Raw genomic sequence first — 13,407 nt, forward strand, 5'->3', positions numbered from 1 at the left:
CACAGCCTGGGCCAGGATCAGACGGCTGGAAAGCCGCTGGGTCACGGTAGTGTTGTCAAAAAAATCAATTATCTTCTTCATTGTCTTTCTCCTGGGGTGGAGGGGCTGCCCCGGGGGGGGCAGCCGCTGTCCTGATTACAGATAGCGGAGGCAATCGCTCACTGTTTTCCGGTCAGATTTACTTCGCTGCGGCTTCCACAGCGGCCTTGAAAGAATCCACCAGCTCATCGCCGACCTTCTCACGGACGGAGGCCTCAACGCCGGAGGTGGCGTCCACGAACAGCTGCTTCTCTTCAGCGGTGGGATAGTAGACGGTCAGGCCCTTAGCCTCCATCTCGGCCATGTAGTCGGTCTCGTTCTGCAGGTTGAACTCACGCTCGTACTGGCAGTACTTGGCGCCGTACTCTTCCATCAGGGCCTGCAGGTCGGCGGGCAGACGGTTCCAGGCGTCCTTGCTCATGACCACGATGTAGGGATCGTAGATGTGGGGCAGATAGGTCATGTACTTCACGATCTCGTTGAAGCCCATGGAGTAGGTCAGAGCGATGCCGTTCTCCTGGCCGTCCACGGTGCCCTGCTGCAGAGCGGTGTACAGCTCAGAGAAGGCCACGGGGGTGGCGGAGGCGCCCAGGCTGTTGACGATCTGCATGTGCAGGTCGTTCTCCTGAGTACGGATCTTCAGGCCCTTCATGTCGTCGGGAGTGCGGATCTCGCGCTTGGAGTTGGAGAACATACGCAGGGAGTTATCGCACCAGCCCAGCCACTTCCAGCCGGCGGCTTCCTCGGTGGAGGCGCCCAGCTGCTGGCCGAACTCACCGTCATAGACCTTCCAGGCCTGCTCGTAGTTATCGATCTGATAGGGCAGGGAGGTGATGTACATGTCGTTGCAGAAGTTGGCGACGACGCCGGAGGAAATGACGGCGCAGTCCACGGTGCCCAGGGTGATGCCTTCCAGCGTCTCACGCTCGGCGCCCATCTGGGAGGCGGGATAGTGCTCAATGATGATCCGGCCGCCGGAGGCTTCCTTCAGCTCCTCAGCCATCTTCTCGGTGGCCAGGGCCAGACGGTCATTGGTGGAGGAGGAGTGGGCCCAGGACAGGGTGTAAACCTCGCCGGAGGCGGCAGGCGCGGAAGCAGCGGCGGAACCGCTGGGAGCGCTGGGAGCGGAGGAGCTGGAACTACCGCCGCAAGCGGCCAGGGACATCATCATCGTGGCTGCCATGACAAAAGCGAGCAACTTCTTCATACTAAATTTCTCCTTCGTTGATTTTTTCTGTAAATTTCCAGGGAATTCGCTGTGGGATACTTTCTAACAGGGTCTGTCTTTCGCGCAATTGGAACATTTGCCTCCCGCCAATTTGTAACGCTTGATACACCTCCTCATGGTTTTCGCCGGAAATGCGTCAGATGACGCGGTTTCAATTTATCAGGTCATCAGACTATTTGCTTATGATAACCTGCTAATCGAACGATTTGATAGCCCTCCTAAACATATGGTCATCAGATGTTTAGGGGAAGATACCATACCGCAGCCATCACTGCGGTATGGGTGGGATTCTGTTTTCCGCTGCTTTTAATAAATCCGCGACAGACGGGTCACCGTGGTATCCAGGTGGTCGCCCACGGCGGTGATGCAGGCGTTCATGTCCTTGGATTTCAGGGCCTCTATAATCTTGTGATGGGCAAAGCGGGCGTCCTGCACAATCTCCTTGTGGGCGAACAGCCGCTCCAGCAGGTCGCTTCGCAGCGTCGTGAGCATGTTGTTGATCTGGATGGTCATGGGGTTTTTGCTGAACGAGATCATGTAGCTGTGGAAATCCTTGTCCGCTTCAATGTACTCGCTGATGGGCCGGTCCTCCGTGTCAAACACCGCCGCGAACTTTTCCAGCCGCTCGATGTCCTCCGGCTGGAGCTTGTCATGAATCTCGATGATGTTGCCCACTTCCAGCACCCGGCGCAGACCCAGGAAGTACTGCATGTTTTCCTTGCTGGAGAAAAAGCCCATAAACTGGAAAAAATTACTGGCGCAGTGGTCCACCACGAAGGTGCCCTCCCCCTGCCGGGATTCCACAACGCCGTAGGCGTTCAGAATTTTGATGCCCTCCCGCAGGGAAGAACGGCCAACCCCCAGCTCCTGGGCGATGTCCGCCTCCCGGGGCAGCTTGTCGCCTACCTTCAACTGTCCGTTCTGGATGGCGGTCCTTACGTAGTTCACCACCAAATCGGTCGCATTGATCCGCTCCATAGACTCCTCTTTCTTGTCAAACGCAAACCGCTCATTGGTGTGAGGACATTCCGCATTGTCGAATGTCTGGTTGTCTGACCTTTCTTTACCTCAAGGATAGTGCGCTTTGCCGGGAATGTCAAGCAGAGACTTGTCCTTTTTTGGAAAATCTATCAATCCGCTAATTTTCCGTTAAGAGTTTTGTCACATTTCACCCTATTATAAGGGGGCAATTGCCGGCTTCTCCCCCGGCAGCCAGGCTTCCCTTTCGTAAAATTTCCGGATTCCGCCGCCGGCTGTTTCCGTCTGTTTGTGGAAAACGCAGAATTTTGCATGTTATCTAATTAATAGTTTACTTTATTATCAAGTTGAAGTAAAATAGGCCCTGCGAACACACACGGGCCGGTGGCCCACAAGGAGGATATCCCCATGGAATTGGATCTCAACATTCTGCGGCCCCAGGAGCGGGTCTCCCTGCAGCTGCGGCTGCTGTACGAAAGAGCCGGCTTCCGCCAATACCACATGAGCCGCTTTGAAGAATACGGCCTGTACCGGAAGTACAGCCGCTTCCTCTCCAGCGACCAGATCATCACCTTTACGGATCTGGACGGGCGCCTGCTGGCGCTGAAGCCGGACGTCACCCTCTCCATCGCCAAAAACGCCCCGGTAGAGGAGGGCGGCTGCGGCCAGTTCTACTACTTAGAAAATGTATACCGCCCCAGTCAGGAGAGCCACACCTTTCAGGAAATCAGCCAGATGGGCCTGGAGTGCATCGGCGCGGTGGATGACCAAATCACCGCCCAGACGGTGTCCCTGGCCATCCGGAGTCTGGCCCTCACCGGACGGGACTATGTGCTGGAGGTCAGCCACATGGGCTTCGTCACCGGGCTGTTTGACGCCGTGGGCGCCCCGGAGGCCATCCGATCCCGGCTGCTGACCTGCATCCGGGACAAAAACCGCCACGAGCTGCAGAAGTGTGCCGCGGAGGTGGGCCTTTCCAGGCAGGGCACCGACGCCCTGTGCCTCCTGTCCAGCCTGTCCGGCAGCTGGGAGGCGGTGCTGCAGGCGGCGGAGCCTCTGGCCCTCAACGCCGCCATGGGCACCGCCCTCAACGACCTGCGGACGTTGTGCCAGACACTGGAGGCCCAGGGAGAGACGGAAAACCTGAAGCTGGACCTGTCCCTGGTGAATGACATGGGCTACTACAACGGCCTGGTGCTCCAGGGCTTTCTGGCGGGTCTGCCCCGGGCGGTGCTGCGGGGCGGACGCTACGATCCCCTGGCGGAGCAGTTCCGGCCCGGCACCCGGGCCATCGGCTACGCCCTGTATCTGGATGAGCTGGCCCGCATGGGCCAGGAGGAGCCTGCCGACGGTGAGCGGGCCGTGCTGAACATCGCATTGCCCAAGGGCCGTCTGGGAGACAAGGTCTACGATCTGCTGGCCGGCGTGGGCTACGGCTGCCCGGAGAATTACAACGACACCCGGAAACTGGTGGTGGAGAATCCCGCCGCCGGCATCCGCTACTTCCTGGTGAAGCCCAGCGACGTGCCCATCTACGTGGAGCACGGCGCGGCGGATATCGGCATTGTAGGCAAGGACATCCTGACGGAGTCCGGCGCCGACGTGTATGACCTGCTGGACACGGGCCTGGGCCAATGCCGCATGTGTGTGGCGGGCCCCCGGGACTTTGTGGATGACCCGGGCAGCACCCTGCGTGTGGCCACCAAGTTCGTCAACATCGCCAAGAACTATTACGCCTCCCAGGGCCGGGACATCGACATCATCAAGCTGAACGGCTCCATTGAGCTGGCTCCCATCCTGGGCCTCTCCGACGTGATTGTGGACATTGTGGAGACGGGCACCACCCTGCGGGAGAACAATCTGGAAGTGCTGACGGAGTTCATGCCCATCTCCGCCCGGTTCATCGCCAACCGGGCCAGCTACCAGTTCAAGCACCGGGAGATTGAGACTTTGCTGAACAAACTGACGGAGGTGACGGAGCAGTGATTCCCATTCTGGAATTTGACAAGCTGGCGCCGGAGGAGATTCTCAACCGGGACATCCGGGCGGAGGACGGCGTGGACGCAGCCGTGGACGCGGTGCTGGCGGAGGTAAAATCCGGTGGCGACGCGGCGCTGAAGGCCCTGACGAAACGGTTTGACGGCGCGGAGCTGGAGGAGCTGCAGGTGACGGAGGCGGAGCTGGACGCCGCCTGGGCCTCCCTGGACCCGGAGTTCCTCCGGACGCTGGAGATGGCGGCGGAGAACATCCGCCGGTTCCATGAGCGGCAGGTCCACCGGGACTTCGTGGTGACGGACCGGCCGGGCATCCTCATGGGCCAGCGGTACACCCCCATTGAAAAGGTAGGCATCTGCGTGCCCACCGCCCCGGAGGCCTTCCCCTCCACCATTTTGATGAATGTCATCCCCGCCCGGATCGCCGGGGTGCGTGAGATCGTCATCGTGACGCCGCCGGACAAAAACGGCGCCATCGGCGCGGAGGCCCTGGCCGCCGCCCGGATCGCCAGCGCGGACAAGATTTTCAAAATCGGCGGCGCTCAGGCGGTGGCGGCCCTGGCCTACGGCACCGAGAGCGTTCCCCGGGTGGACAAGATCGTAGGCCCCGGCGGCATCTTTGTGGCCACCGCCAAGCGGAAGGTGTTCGGCCTGGTGGCCATCGATATGATCGCCGGCCCCAGCGAGATTCTGGTGCTGGCGGACGGCAAATGCGACCCGGTCTGGGTGGCGGCGGACCTGCTGAGCCAGGCAGAGCACGACGTGCTGGCCTCTCCGGTGCTGGTCACCGACAGCCGGGAGCTGGCCGCCGCGGTTCAGCGGGAGCTGGAGGTCCAGCTGGAGGCCCTGCCCCGCCGGGAGGTGGCCCGGGCGTCGGTGGAGACCAACGGAAAGATCATCGTCACCGACAGTCTGGAGAAGGCGGTGGAGGCCGCCAACCTCATCGCCCCGGAGCACCTGGAGCTGTGCGTGGAGGACCCCTTCGCCCTGCTGCCCCGGGTGAAAAACGCCGGCAGCATCTTTCTGGGCCGCAGCACCCCGGAGGCCCTGGGCGACTACTTCGCCGGCCCCAACCACACCCTGCCCACCTCCGGCACCGCCCGGTTCTCCAGCCCCCTCAGCGTGGATGACTTTGTGAAGAAGTCCAGCTTTCTCTACTACACCCAGGACGCCCTGGCCCCGGTGGCGGAGCGCGTCGCGGACTTCGCCCGGCGGGAGGGTCTGGAGGCCCACGCCCGTTCGGTGCTGACCCGCTGCCCTCAAACGAAAGGAGGAACCCAACAATGAGCCGTTTTCTTTCGGAAGAGGCGGGCCGTCTGGCCCCCTACACCCCCGGTGAGCAGCCCCGGGACCAGCAGTACGTGAAGCTGAACACCAACGAAAGCCCCTTCCCCCCCTCCCCCCGGGTGCTGGAGGCCATCGCCCGGGAGACGCAGCTGAACCTGTATTCCGACCCCACCTGTGCCCAACTGACGGAGGCCATCGCCAAATGGTACGGCCTGGCGCCGGAGAACGTTCTCACCGGCAACGGCTCCGATGAGATTCTGGCCTTCGCCTTCCGGGCCTTCTGCGGCACGGGAAAGGGCGTTGCCTACGCCGACGTCACCTACAGCTTTTACCGGTCCCAGGTGGCTCTGTTCGGTCTGGACGCCACCGTCATCCCCCTGCGGGAGGACTTCTCCCTCCGGGTGGAGGACTATCTGGACTTCCCCGGCACCGTTGTCATCGCCAACCCCAACGCCCCCACCGGCATGGCCATTCCCCCGTCGGACATCCGGCGGCTGCTGGAGGCCAACCGGGAGCGGGTGGTGATTGTGGACGAGGCCTACGTGGACTTCGGCGGCGAGAGCTGCGTGCCCCTGATTCCCGAATTTGACAACCTGCTGGTGGTGCAGACCATGTCCAAGAGCCGCAGTCTGGCCGGCGGCCGCATCGGCTTCGCCATGGGCAGTCCGGAGCTGATCGCCGGGCTGAACCGGGTGAAGTACAGCTTCAACCCCTACAATGTGAACCGGCTGTCCATTGTGGCCGGCGCCGCCGCCATGGAGGATGAGGAATACTTCCAAAGCTGCTGCGCCGCCATCTGCCGGACCCGCGCCCGGACCACGGAGCAGCTGCAGGCGCTGGGCTTCACCGTCCTCCCCTCCCGGACCAACTTCGTGTTCGCTAAAAGCGACCGGCTCTCCGGCGAAGCGCTGTACCGGGGTTTGAAGGAGCAGGGCGTGCTGGTACGCTGGTGGGCCGGCGGCAGCCGCATCGGGGACTATCTCCGCATCACCATCGGCTCCGATGAGCAGATGGCGGTTCTGACGGACAGGATCGCCCGGCTGCTGAAACAATCGTAAGGAGGCGCCGCCAATGCGCACTGCAACCATTGAACGAAACACCAATGAAACCCGGATTCAGCTGGAGCTGAACCTGGACGGCACCGGGAAATCCGATATTGACACCGGCTGCGGCTTTCTGAACCACATGCTGACCCTTTTCGCCCGCCACGGGGACTTTGACCTGACGGTCCGCTGCCAGGGCGACACGGAGGTGGACTACCACCACTCCGTGGAGGACATTGGCATCTGCCTGGGGCTGGCCTTCACCCGGGCGCTGGGGGACAAGCGGGGCATCACCCGCTACGGCCAGTTCCTGCTGCCCATGGACGAGACGCTGGTGCTCAGTGCCTGCGACCTCTCCGGCCGGGATTATCTGGGCTGGGCGGTGACTCTGCCCGCCGCCAGGGTGGGGGATTTTGACACGGAGCTGGCCCAGGAGTTCTGGCTGGCCTTCGTGCGGAACTGCCCCTCCTCCGTCCACATCCGCCAGCTGGCGGGGGAAAACACCCACCACATTCTGGAGGCCGTGTTCAAGGGCATGGGACGGACACTGAAAATGGCGGTGGCCCCTGACGAAAAGCACCTCCACGAGATTCCGAGTACCAAGGGTACTCTGTAAAGTGAGCTGATACCATGATCGCAATTGTAGATTACGGCGTAGGAAACCTGTTTTCCCTGTCCTCCAGCCTGAAGGCCCTGGGGCTGGAGGCGGAGGTCACCCGGGATCCGGAGCGCCTCCGGGCCGCCGACCGCATCATTCTCCCCGGCGTGGGCGCCTTCGGCGACGCCAGGGCCAAGCTGGACGACACGGGCCTGGTGCCGGTGCTGCTGGAGGAGGCCCGGCGCAAGCCGCTGCTGGGCATCTGCCTGGGGATGCAGCTGCTGTTTGACCGCAGCTTTGAGTACGGGGAGCACCCCGGCCTGGACCTGATTCCCGGCCAGGTGGTGGACCTGCGGGGCGACCTGCGGGACCCGGCGCTGAAGGTGCCCCACATGGGCTGGAACAGCCTGCAGATCGTCCGGGACGATCCCCTGTTCAAGTATTTCCGGGACGGGGAGTACGTCTACTACGTCCACAGCTTCTATGCCAAAGACTGCGCCGCCAGCACCCTGGGCACCTCCCAATACGGCGGCGCGGCAGTCACCGGCGCGGTGCGCTGCGGCAATGTCTGGGGCACCCAGTTCCACCCGGAGAAATCCGGCGACGCGGGGCTGCGGCTGCTGAAGGCCTTCGCGGAAGTATAAGGAGGGACAGTATGCAGATTTTTCCCGCCATTGACTTATCCGGCGGCCAGGTGGTCCGCCTGTATCAGGGAGATTACGACAAAATGACCGTCTACGGCCAGGACCCCTGCGCCGTGGCCCGGGACTTCATGGCCGCCGGCGCCAGGTACCTCCACGTGGTGGACCTGGACGGCGCCAAGGACGGCACCCTGGCCAACTTCGACAGCATCGCCGCCATCGCCAGGCAGGGCGGACTCTACATTGAGGTGGGCGGCGGCATCCGCACGGAGGACCGCATCCGCCGGTATCTGGACCTGGGGGTGGGCCGGTGCATTCTGGGCACCATCGCCGTGAAGGACTTCGATTTCACCGCCCGCATGGCTCAGAAGTACGGCGACCGCATCGCCGTGGGCGTGGACGCCCGGGACGGGTACGTGGCCGTCAACGGGTGGAAGGAGCTGTCCCGGGAGCGGGGCGTGGACTTCTGCCGCCGGCTGTACGATGCGGGTGTGGGCACCGTCATCTACACCGACATCAGCCGGGACGGCGCCGAGCGGGGCACCAACCTGGAGCTGTACCGGCAGCTGGCCGGAATCAAGGGGCTGAAGATCACCGCCTCCGGCGGCGTCAGCAGCCTGGAGGAGCTGCGGCAGCTGAAGGCCGCCGGCACCCCCGCCGCCATTCTGGGCAAGGCGCTGTACACCGGCCGGCTGGACCTGAAAACGGTGATCGACGCCGTACAAGACTGAAAGCGAGGCGAGGGCATGCTGGCAAAACGAATCATCCCCTGCCTGGACGTGAAGGACGGCCGGGTGGTGAAGGGAACCAACTTTGAGGGCCTGCGGGACATGGCGGACCCGGTGGAGATGGCCCGATTCTACAATAACTCCGGCGCCGATGAGCTGGTGTTTTACGACATCACCGCCTCCGCGGAGGGCCGGAAGCTGTTTACGGACATCCTCCGCCGGGTGGCGGAAGAGATTTTCATCCCCCTCACCGTGGGCGGCGGCATCCGGACGCTGGAGGACTTCGACCGGGTGCTCAAGTGCGGCGCCGACAAGGTGTCCGTCAACTCCGGCGCCATCGCGGACCCCTCCATCATCGGTGCGGCGGCCCGGAAATACGGTGACCAGTGCGTGGTGCTGTCCATGGACGTGAAGCGGGTGGACGGGCAATTCCGCCTGTTTGCCAAGGGCGGCCGGGTGGACACCGGCATCGACGCCATGGAGTGGGCGGTCCGGGGTGTCCGGGCCGGCGCCGGGGAGATTGTGCTGAACTCCATCGACACCGACGGCGTGAAAAACGGCTTCGACCTGGAGATGCTGGACGCGCTGGCCTCCCGGGTGACGGTGCCCATCATCGCCAGCGGCGGCGCCGGAAACCGGGAGCACTTCGCGGAGCTCTTTACCCATCCCGGCATGGACGCGGGTCTGGCGGCCTCCATCTTCCACACGAAGCAGGTGGACATCCGGGAGCTGAAACAATTTTTGCGGAGCAAAGGCGTGGAGATGCGGGTGTGACCGCCCACGCCGTCATAAAGGAGAAGTTTCATGGAACTGAAATTTGACGAAAAGGGCCTGATTCCCGCCATTGTGCAGGATCACTACACCAAAGAGGTGCTGACCCTGGCCTATATGAACCGGGAGAGTCTGGCCATCACCATCGACGAGCGGCGGACCTGCTTCTGGAGCCGCAGCCGTCAGGAGCTGTGGCGCAAGGGCGAGACCTCCGGCAATGCTCAGCACGTGGTCTCCATCACCGCCGACTGCGACGGCGACGCCCTGGTGGTGGAGGTGGTGAAGGACGGCCCCGCCTGCCACACCGGCGCGGAGAGCTGCTTCTTCAACGAAATCTACCTGTCCGATGAGCTGAAGCAGTTCAGCTATCAGGGGCTGTACCGCCTCATTGAGGGCCGCAGAACCGACCCCAAGGAGGGCAGCTACACCACCTACCTCTTTGAAAAGGGGCTGGACAAGATTCTGAAAAAGGTGGGCGAGGAGTGCACGGAGGTCATCATCGGCGGCCGGAAGGAGGACAAGGCGGAGACCATCTACGAGATCGCCGACCTGACCTACCACGTGATGGTGCTGATGGTGCAGATGGGCATCACCCTGGAGGACGTAACCCGGGAGCTGGAAAAGCGCCACGTCATCGACCACAAGGTGAAGCAGGAGCGGATGCAATGACCCCCTTTGACTGCTCCGTCCACACCCACGCGGACCTCTGCGACGGCAGAGACACCCCGGAGGCCATGGCCGCCGCCGCCTTTGCGGCGGGCGTGCGGCATTACGGCGTCTCCTGCCACAGCCACACTCCCCTGCCGTCGGATGAGGGCTATGTGCTCCCCGCCGACATGACCGCCTACCGGGCGGCGGTGCTGCGGCTGCGGGAAGCTTACGCCGGGCGGATGGAGGTGCTGCTGGGCCTGGAGTGGGACAGCCGGTCCGACGTCTCCCCCGCCGGCTTTGACTACTGGATCGGCAGCGTCCACTACCTGCCGGGGGAAAACGGCGTCTGCTACGCCGCCGACCTGGACCCGGAGTCCCTGTCCGCCTGCCGGGACGAAGGCTGCGGCGGCGACGGCCTCCGGATGGCGGAGCGCTATTTCCGGGAGGTCTGCCGGGTGGCAGAGCGAAAGCCCCCCATTCTGGGACACATCGACCTGATCACCAAGCTGAACGCCGGGAACCGGTTCTTCGACGAGTCCGCCCCCCGGTACCGCCGGGCGGCGCTGGAGGCCCTTCACGCCGCGGACCCCCATGCCACCGTGCTGGAGATCAACACCGGCGGCATGGCCCGGGGCTACCGGGACGCCCCCTACCCCGCCCTGTTTCTGCTGCGGGAGTGGCGGTCCATGGGCGGCCGGGTGATCCTCACCTCCGACAGCCACAGCGCCTCCACCATCGTGTACGGCTATGACCAAGCCGCCGCGCTGGCCAGGGCGGCGGGCTTTGACCGCTGCGTCCTCCTGACCGCCCGGGGCTTTGATGAGTGTCCCCTTTGAACCACACCCCTCCGGAATTTTCGATTCCGGAGGGGTTTTCCGTCGGTTTCCGCCCAGCGGGGCGGTTTCTCCGTTCCATCTTTTCCCGTAATCTGCTATACTGGTCCTGATAATGGGACACCTTTCCTGTCAGAATGGCATTATTCCCACAGAAAGGACAGTGACGCCATGGCCCGTTCCTCTTTTCAAAAGCTCAAGCCCCTCTACGTGATGACCTACCTGCTGCAGAATTCCGACGAAGAGCATCCGGTGACTGTGGGCCAGATCATCCGCTATCTGGATTCCCAGGGCATCCCCGCCGAGCGCAAGAGCATCTACAGCGACCTGGAGGCCCTGCGGCAGTTCGGTCTGGACATTGTGCAGGCCGAATCCGGCCGGTACCGCGGCTACTACGTGGCCCACCGGAACTTCGAGCTTCCGGAGCTGAAGCTGCTGGTGGACAGCGTTCAGTCCTCCAAATTCATCACCCACAAAAAGACCGCCGCCCTGATCCGGAAGATCGAGACGCTGGCCAGCATCCACGAGGCCCAGCTTCTGAACCGCCAGGTGTTCGTGAAGAACCGGATCAAAACCATGAACGAGTCCATCTACTACAACGTGGACGAGATTCACAGCGGCATCTCCCGAAACAGGAAAATCCGCTTTCTCTATTTCGAGTACAACGTCCGGAAGGAGCGCCAGTACCGGCGGAACGGAGACTGGTACGTGGTCAGCCCCTTCGCCCTGACCTGGGACGACGAGAACTACTACATGGTGGCCTATGACTCCGACGCGGGAATGATCAAGCACTACCGGGTGGACAAGATGGAGCGGATCTCCCTGCTGGAGGAGGAGCGGGACGGTCTGGAGGCCTATCAGGCGCTGGATATGGCGGTCTACGCCCGGAAGACCTTCGGCATGTTCACCGGCCGGGAGGAAACGGTGACCCTCCGGTTTGAGAACCATCTGGTGGGCGCCGTGCTGGACCGTCTGGGCCGCGACGTGTTCCTGGTGCCGGACGGGCCGGACCATTTCACCGTCCGGGCTGACGTGGTGGTCAGCCCCCAGTTTTTCGCCTGGGTGTTCGGCTTCGGGGCCGGCGCCCGGATCACCGGTCCGGCGGAAGTGGCGGCAGCCATGGGACGACAGCTTTCCGCCGTCGCCGGGCTGTACCCACCGGATGCCGCCGGAGAGCCGTGACCGCCCCCTTTCAGGAAAATTCACAAAAAATTTGCAGAATCCGCCGGAAATCCCGGTGAAAAACAGCCGGAAGCAAATTGACAACCGCCGGTCCCTGTGATAGGATAAGCCGGAAAAAGTTAGTCTGGTCTAACACAAGGAGGCTGTGAACAATATGATCTGGAACGTGATCGGCATCACGGCGCTGGCCGGCATGGGCGGCACGGGCATGGGCGGGCTGCTCTCCTGCCTGTTCCGGAAGGATTCCAGCAAAACCGTCAGCTTGCTGCTGTCGTTTGCCGCGGGGGTGATGACCTCCGTGGTGTGCTTCGACCTGCTGACGGAGGCGCTGCATCCGGAGGCGATGAGCACCAGCGTGTGGCTGGTGGTGTCCGGCGTGCTGGTGGGCTACGTGGTCATCGCCCTGCTCAACGCGTGGATCGACCGCAACACCAACCACGAGGTAGCCCACATCGACGAGAACCATCCCCGGACCGCCGACTCCCTGGAGGAGCTGACCCACGCCAACCACCTGCAGGAGCACCGGGAGGGCCGGCAGCCCCGCAGCGGGCTGTTTCTGGCGGGGCTGGTGATGGCGGCGGCTATCGCCCTGCACAACGTGCCGGAGGGCATGGTCATCGGCACCTCCTTCGCCCGCACCGCCAAAGAGGCGCTGCTGAACCGGGGCGGGCTGACCATGGCCATCGTCATCGGCCTGCACAACATTCCGGAGGGCATGGCCGTGGCCGTGCCGCTGATCTCCGGCGGAATGCCGAAGCACCGCTCCGTCCTTGTCACGGCCCTCACCGGCTTCCCCACCATTCTGGGGGCGGTGTTCGGCTTCACCGTCGGCGCCATGGGGCCTATCGCCCTGGCGCTGTCCCTGAGCTTCGCCTCCGGCGCCATGCTGTATGTGGTGTTCGGTGAGCTGCTGCCGGAGTCCATCCTCATGTGGCGCTCCAAGCTGCCTGCCGCGGCCACTATCATCGGCATGATGACGGGATTGCTGATCATCTACACATGAACCATGGCCGCCCGCCGGGCGGCTCCGCAGAAAAGGAGGATACCGATGCTGGAACTGCTGATCATCGCCCTGTTTCTCTGGCTTTCCTGGAAATTTCTCGGTCTGGCGTTCCGGGTCACCTGGGGCGCCGCCAAAATCATCGCCGGGCTGCTGTTTGCCCTGGCCCTGCCGCTGCTGGTGGTCTGCGTCCTGTTCGCGGGAGGCCTTGTTCTGCTGCTGCCGGCGGCGCTGATCGCCCTGGCGGTGGGAATCGTCCGCAGCGCCCTCTGACAGCGGCACAATCCGCGCGGCAAACGAAAGACGGATGGCATTTCTGCCATCCGTCTTTTTGTATATCAGAAAACCACTCGCTGGGCGAGTGGTTCAAAAGAAGCCTGATGGCGATGATGTAGACAGAAAGACTCCCTTTGCTTTAAAGTAAGAGTGCGGTC

The 13,407-nt window shown here is 63.0% G+C and carries 14 protein-coding genes; 12 read left to right on the plus strand and 2 right to left on the minus strand.

Going from position 1 to position 13,407, the window contains the following annotated elements; all coding sequences use genetic code 11:
* Positions 1-178: 178 nt before the first annotated feature.
* Together dctP and SOX55_RS03830 are read right to left on the minus strand one after the other, a co-directional pair.
* Entirely contained in the window at positions 179-1,246 is a 1,068-nt protein-coding gene (gene dctP, locus SOX55_RS03825) for a TRAP transporter substrate-binding protein DctP (RefSeq protein WP_325286114.1), read from the minus strand.
* A gap of 327 nt (positions 1,247-1,573) precedes the next feature.
* A complete protein-coding gene (locus SOX55_RS03830; RefSeq protein WP_325286115.1) occupies positions 1,574-2,245 on the minus strand; it encodes a FadR/GntR family transcriptional regulator in 672 nt (223 codons plus the stop codon).
* Positions 2,246-2,653: 408 nt separating this feature from the next.
* Between SOX55_RS03830 and hisG the strand changes: the two genes are divergently transcribed.
* The 12 genes from hisG (at position 2,654) to SOX55_RS03890 (ending at position 13,246) form a co-directional block, all read left to right on the plus strand.
* Positions 2,654-4,231, plus strand: a complete 1,578-nt coding sequence (gene hisG / locus SOX55_RS03835; protein WP_325286116.1) for an ATP phosphoribosyltransferase — start codon at positions 2,654-2,656, stop codon at positions 4,229-4,231.
* The gene (gene hisD, locus SOX55_RS03840; RefSeq protein WP_325286117.1) at positions 4,228-5,526 is read left to right on the plus strand and encodes a histidinol dehydrogenase; all 1,299 of its coding nucleotides are present in this window, start codon (positions 4,228-4,230) and stop codon (positions 5,524-5,526) included. The genes hisG and hisD overlap by 4 nt, the downstream gene beginning before the upstream one ends.
* Entirely contained in the window at positions 5,523-6,584 is a 1,062-nt protein-coding gene (gene hisC / locus SOX55_RS03845; RefSeq protein WP_325286118.1) for a histidinol-phosphate transaminase, read from the plus strand. The genes hisD and hisC overlap by 4 nt, the downstream gene beginning before the upstream one ends.
* Positions 6,585-6,597: 13 nt before the next feature.
* Positions 6,598-7,185: an imidazoleglycerol-phosphate dehydratase HisB gene (hisB, locus tag SOX55_RS03850; protein ID WP_325286119.1), complete on the plus strand. Its 588-nt coding sequence runs from the start codon at positions 6,598-6,600 to the stop codon at positions 7,183-7,185.
* 14 nt (positions 7,186-7,199) lie between these two features.
* Positions 7,200-7,811, plus strand: a complete 612-nt coding sequence (hisH, locus tag SOX55_RS03855; protein ID WP_325286120.1) for an imidazole glycerol phosphate synthase subunit HisH — start codon at positions 7,200-7,202, stop codon at positions 7,809-7,811.
* 11 nt (positions 7,812-7,822) lie between these two features.
* The gene (gene hisA / locus SOX55_RS03860; RefSeq protein ID WP_325286121.1) at positions 7,823-8,539 is read left to right on the plus strand and encodes a 1-(5-phosphoribosyl)-5-[(5-phosphoribosylamino)methylideneamino]imidazole-4-carboxamide isomerase; all 717 of its coding nucleotides are present in this window, start codon (positions 7,823-7,825) and stop codon (positions 8,537-8,539) included.
* A 15-nt stretch (positions 8,540-8,554) separates the two neighbouring features.
* Positions 8,555-9,310 (plus strand): imidazole glycerol phosphate synthase subunit HisF, encoded by a 756-nt coding sequence (gene hisF, locus SOX55_RS03865; RefSeq protein ID WP_325286122.1) that lies wholly within the window; start codon positions 8,555-8,557, stop codon positions 9,308-9,310.
* A gap of 30 nt (positions 9,311-9,340) precedes the next feature.
* Complete coding sequence (gene hisIE / locus SOX55_RS03870) at positions 9,341-9,976, plus strand: bifunctional phosphoribosyl-AMP cyclohydrolase/phosphoribosyl-ATP diphosphatase HisIE (RefSeq protein WP_325286123.1); 636 nt, start codon at positions 9,341-9,343, stop codon at positions 9,974-9,976.
* The gene (locus SOX55_RS03875) at positions 9,973-10,794 is read left to right on the plus strand and encodes a PHP domain-containing protein (protein WP_325286124.1); all 822 of its coding nucleotides are present in this window, start codon (positions 9,973-9,975) and stop codon (positions 10,792-10,794) included. The genes hisIE and SOX55_RS03875 overlap by 4 nt, the downstream gene beginning before the upstream one ends.
* 168 nt (positions 10,795-10,962) lie before the next feature.
* Positions 10,963-11,973, plus strand: a complete 1,011-nt coding sequence (locus SOX55_RS03880; RefSeq protein ID WP_325286125.1) for a helix-turn-helix transcriptional regulator — start codon at positions 10,963-10,965, stop codon at positions 11,971-11,973.
* Positions 11,974-12,127: 154 nt separating this feature from the next.
* Positions 12,128-12,976, plus strand: coding sequence for a ZIP family metal transporter (locus SOX55_RS03885; protein WP_325286126.1), 849 nt, complete (start codon positions 12,128-12,130; stop codon positions 12,974-12,976).
* A gap of 45 nt (positions 12,977-13,021) precedes the next feature.
* On the plus strand, positions 13,022-13,246 hold the full coding sequence (locus tag SOX55_RS03890; protein ID WP_325286127.1) for a hypothetical protein: 225 nt from the start codon (positions 13,022-13,024) through the stop codon (positions 13,244-13,246).
* Positions 13,247-13,407 lie beyond the last annotated feature (161 nt).

Source organism: Dysosmobacter sp. (genome assembly GCF_034093755.1).
Taxonomy (GTDB): domain Bacteria; phylum Bacillota; class Clostridia; order Oscillospirales; family Oscillospiraceae; genus Oscillibacter.

Bases quoted from the DNA above. Each gene is read 5' to 3' on its own strand.
- dctP (WP_325286114.1), bottom strand. From the start codon at position 1,246: ATGAAGAAGTTGCTCGCTTTTGTCATGGCAGCCACGATGATGATGTCC.
- SOX55_RS03830 (WP_325286115.1), bottom strand. From the start codon at position 2,245: ATGGAGCGGATCAATGCGACCGATTTGGTGGTGAACTACGTAAGGACC.
- hisG (WP_325286116.1), top strand. From the start codon at position 2,654: ATGGAATTGGATCTCAACATTCTGCGGCCCCAGGAGCGGGTCTCCCTG.
- hisC (WP_325286118.1), top strand. From the start codon at position 5,523: ATGAGCCGTTTTCTTTCGGAAGAGGCGGGCCGTCTGGCCCCCTACACC.
- hisB (WP_325286119.1), top strand. From the start codon at position 6,598: ATGCGCACTGCAACCATTGAACGAAACACCAATGAAACCCGGATTCAG.
- hisH (WP_325286120.1), top strand. From the start codon at position 7,200: ATGATCGCAATTGTAGATTACGGCGTAGGAAACCTGTTTTCCCTGTCC.
- hisA (WP_325286121.1), top strand. From the start codon at position 7,823: ATGCAGATTTTTCCCGCCATTGACTTATCCGGCGGCCAGGTGGTCCGC.
- hisF (WP_325286122.1), top strand. From the start codon at position 8,555: ATGCTGGCAAAACGAATCATCCCCTGCCTGGACGTGAAGGACGGCCGG.
- hisIE (WP_325286123.1), top strand. From the start codon at position 9,341: ATGGAACTGAAATTTGACGAAAAGGGCCTGATTCCCGCCATTGTGCAG.
- SOX55_RS03875 (WP_325286124.1), top strand. From the start codon at position 9,973: ATGACCCCCTTTGACTGCTCCGTCCACACCCACGCGGACCTCTGCGAC.
- SOX55_RS03880 (WP_325286125.1), top strand. From the start codon at position 10,963: ATGGCCCGTTCCTCTTTTCAAAAGCTCAAGCCCCTCTACGTGATGACC.
- SOX55_RS03885 (WP_325286126.1), top strand. From the start codon at position 12,128: ATGATCTGGAACGTGATCGGCATCACGGCGCTGGCCGGCATGGGCGGC.
- SOX55_RS03890 (WP_325286127.1), top strand. From the start codon at position 13,022: ATGCTGGAACTGCTGATCATCGCCCTGTTTCTCTGGCTTTCCTGGAAA.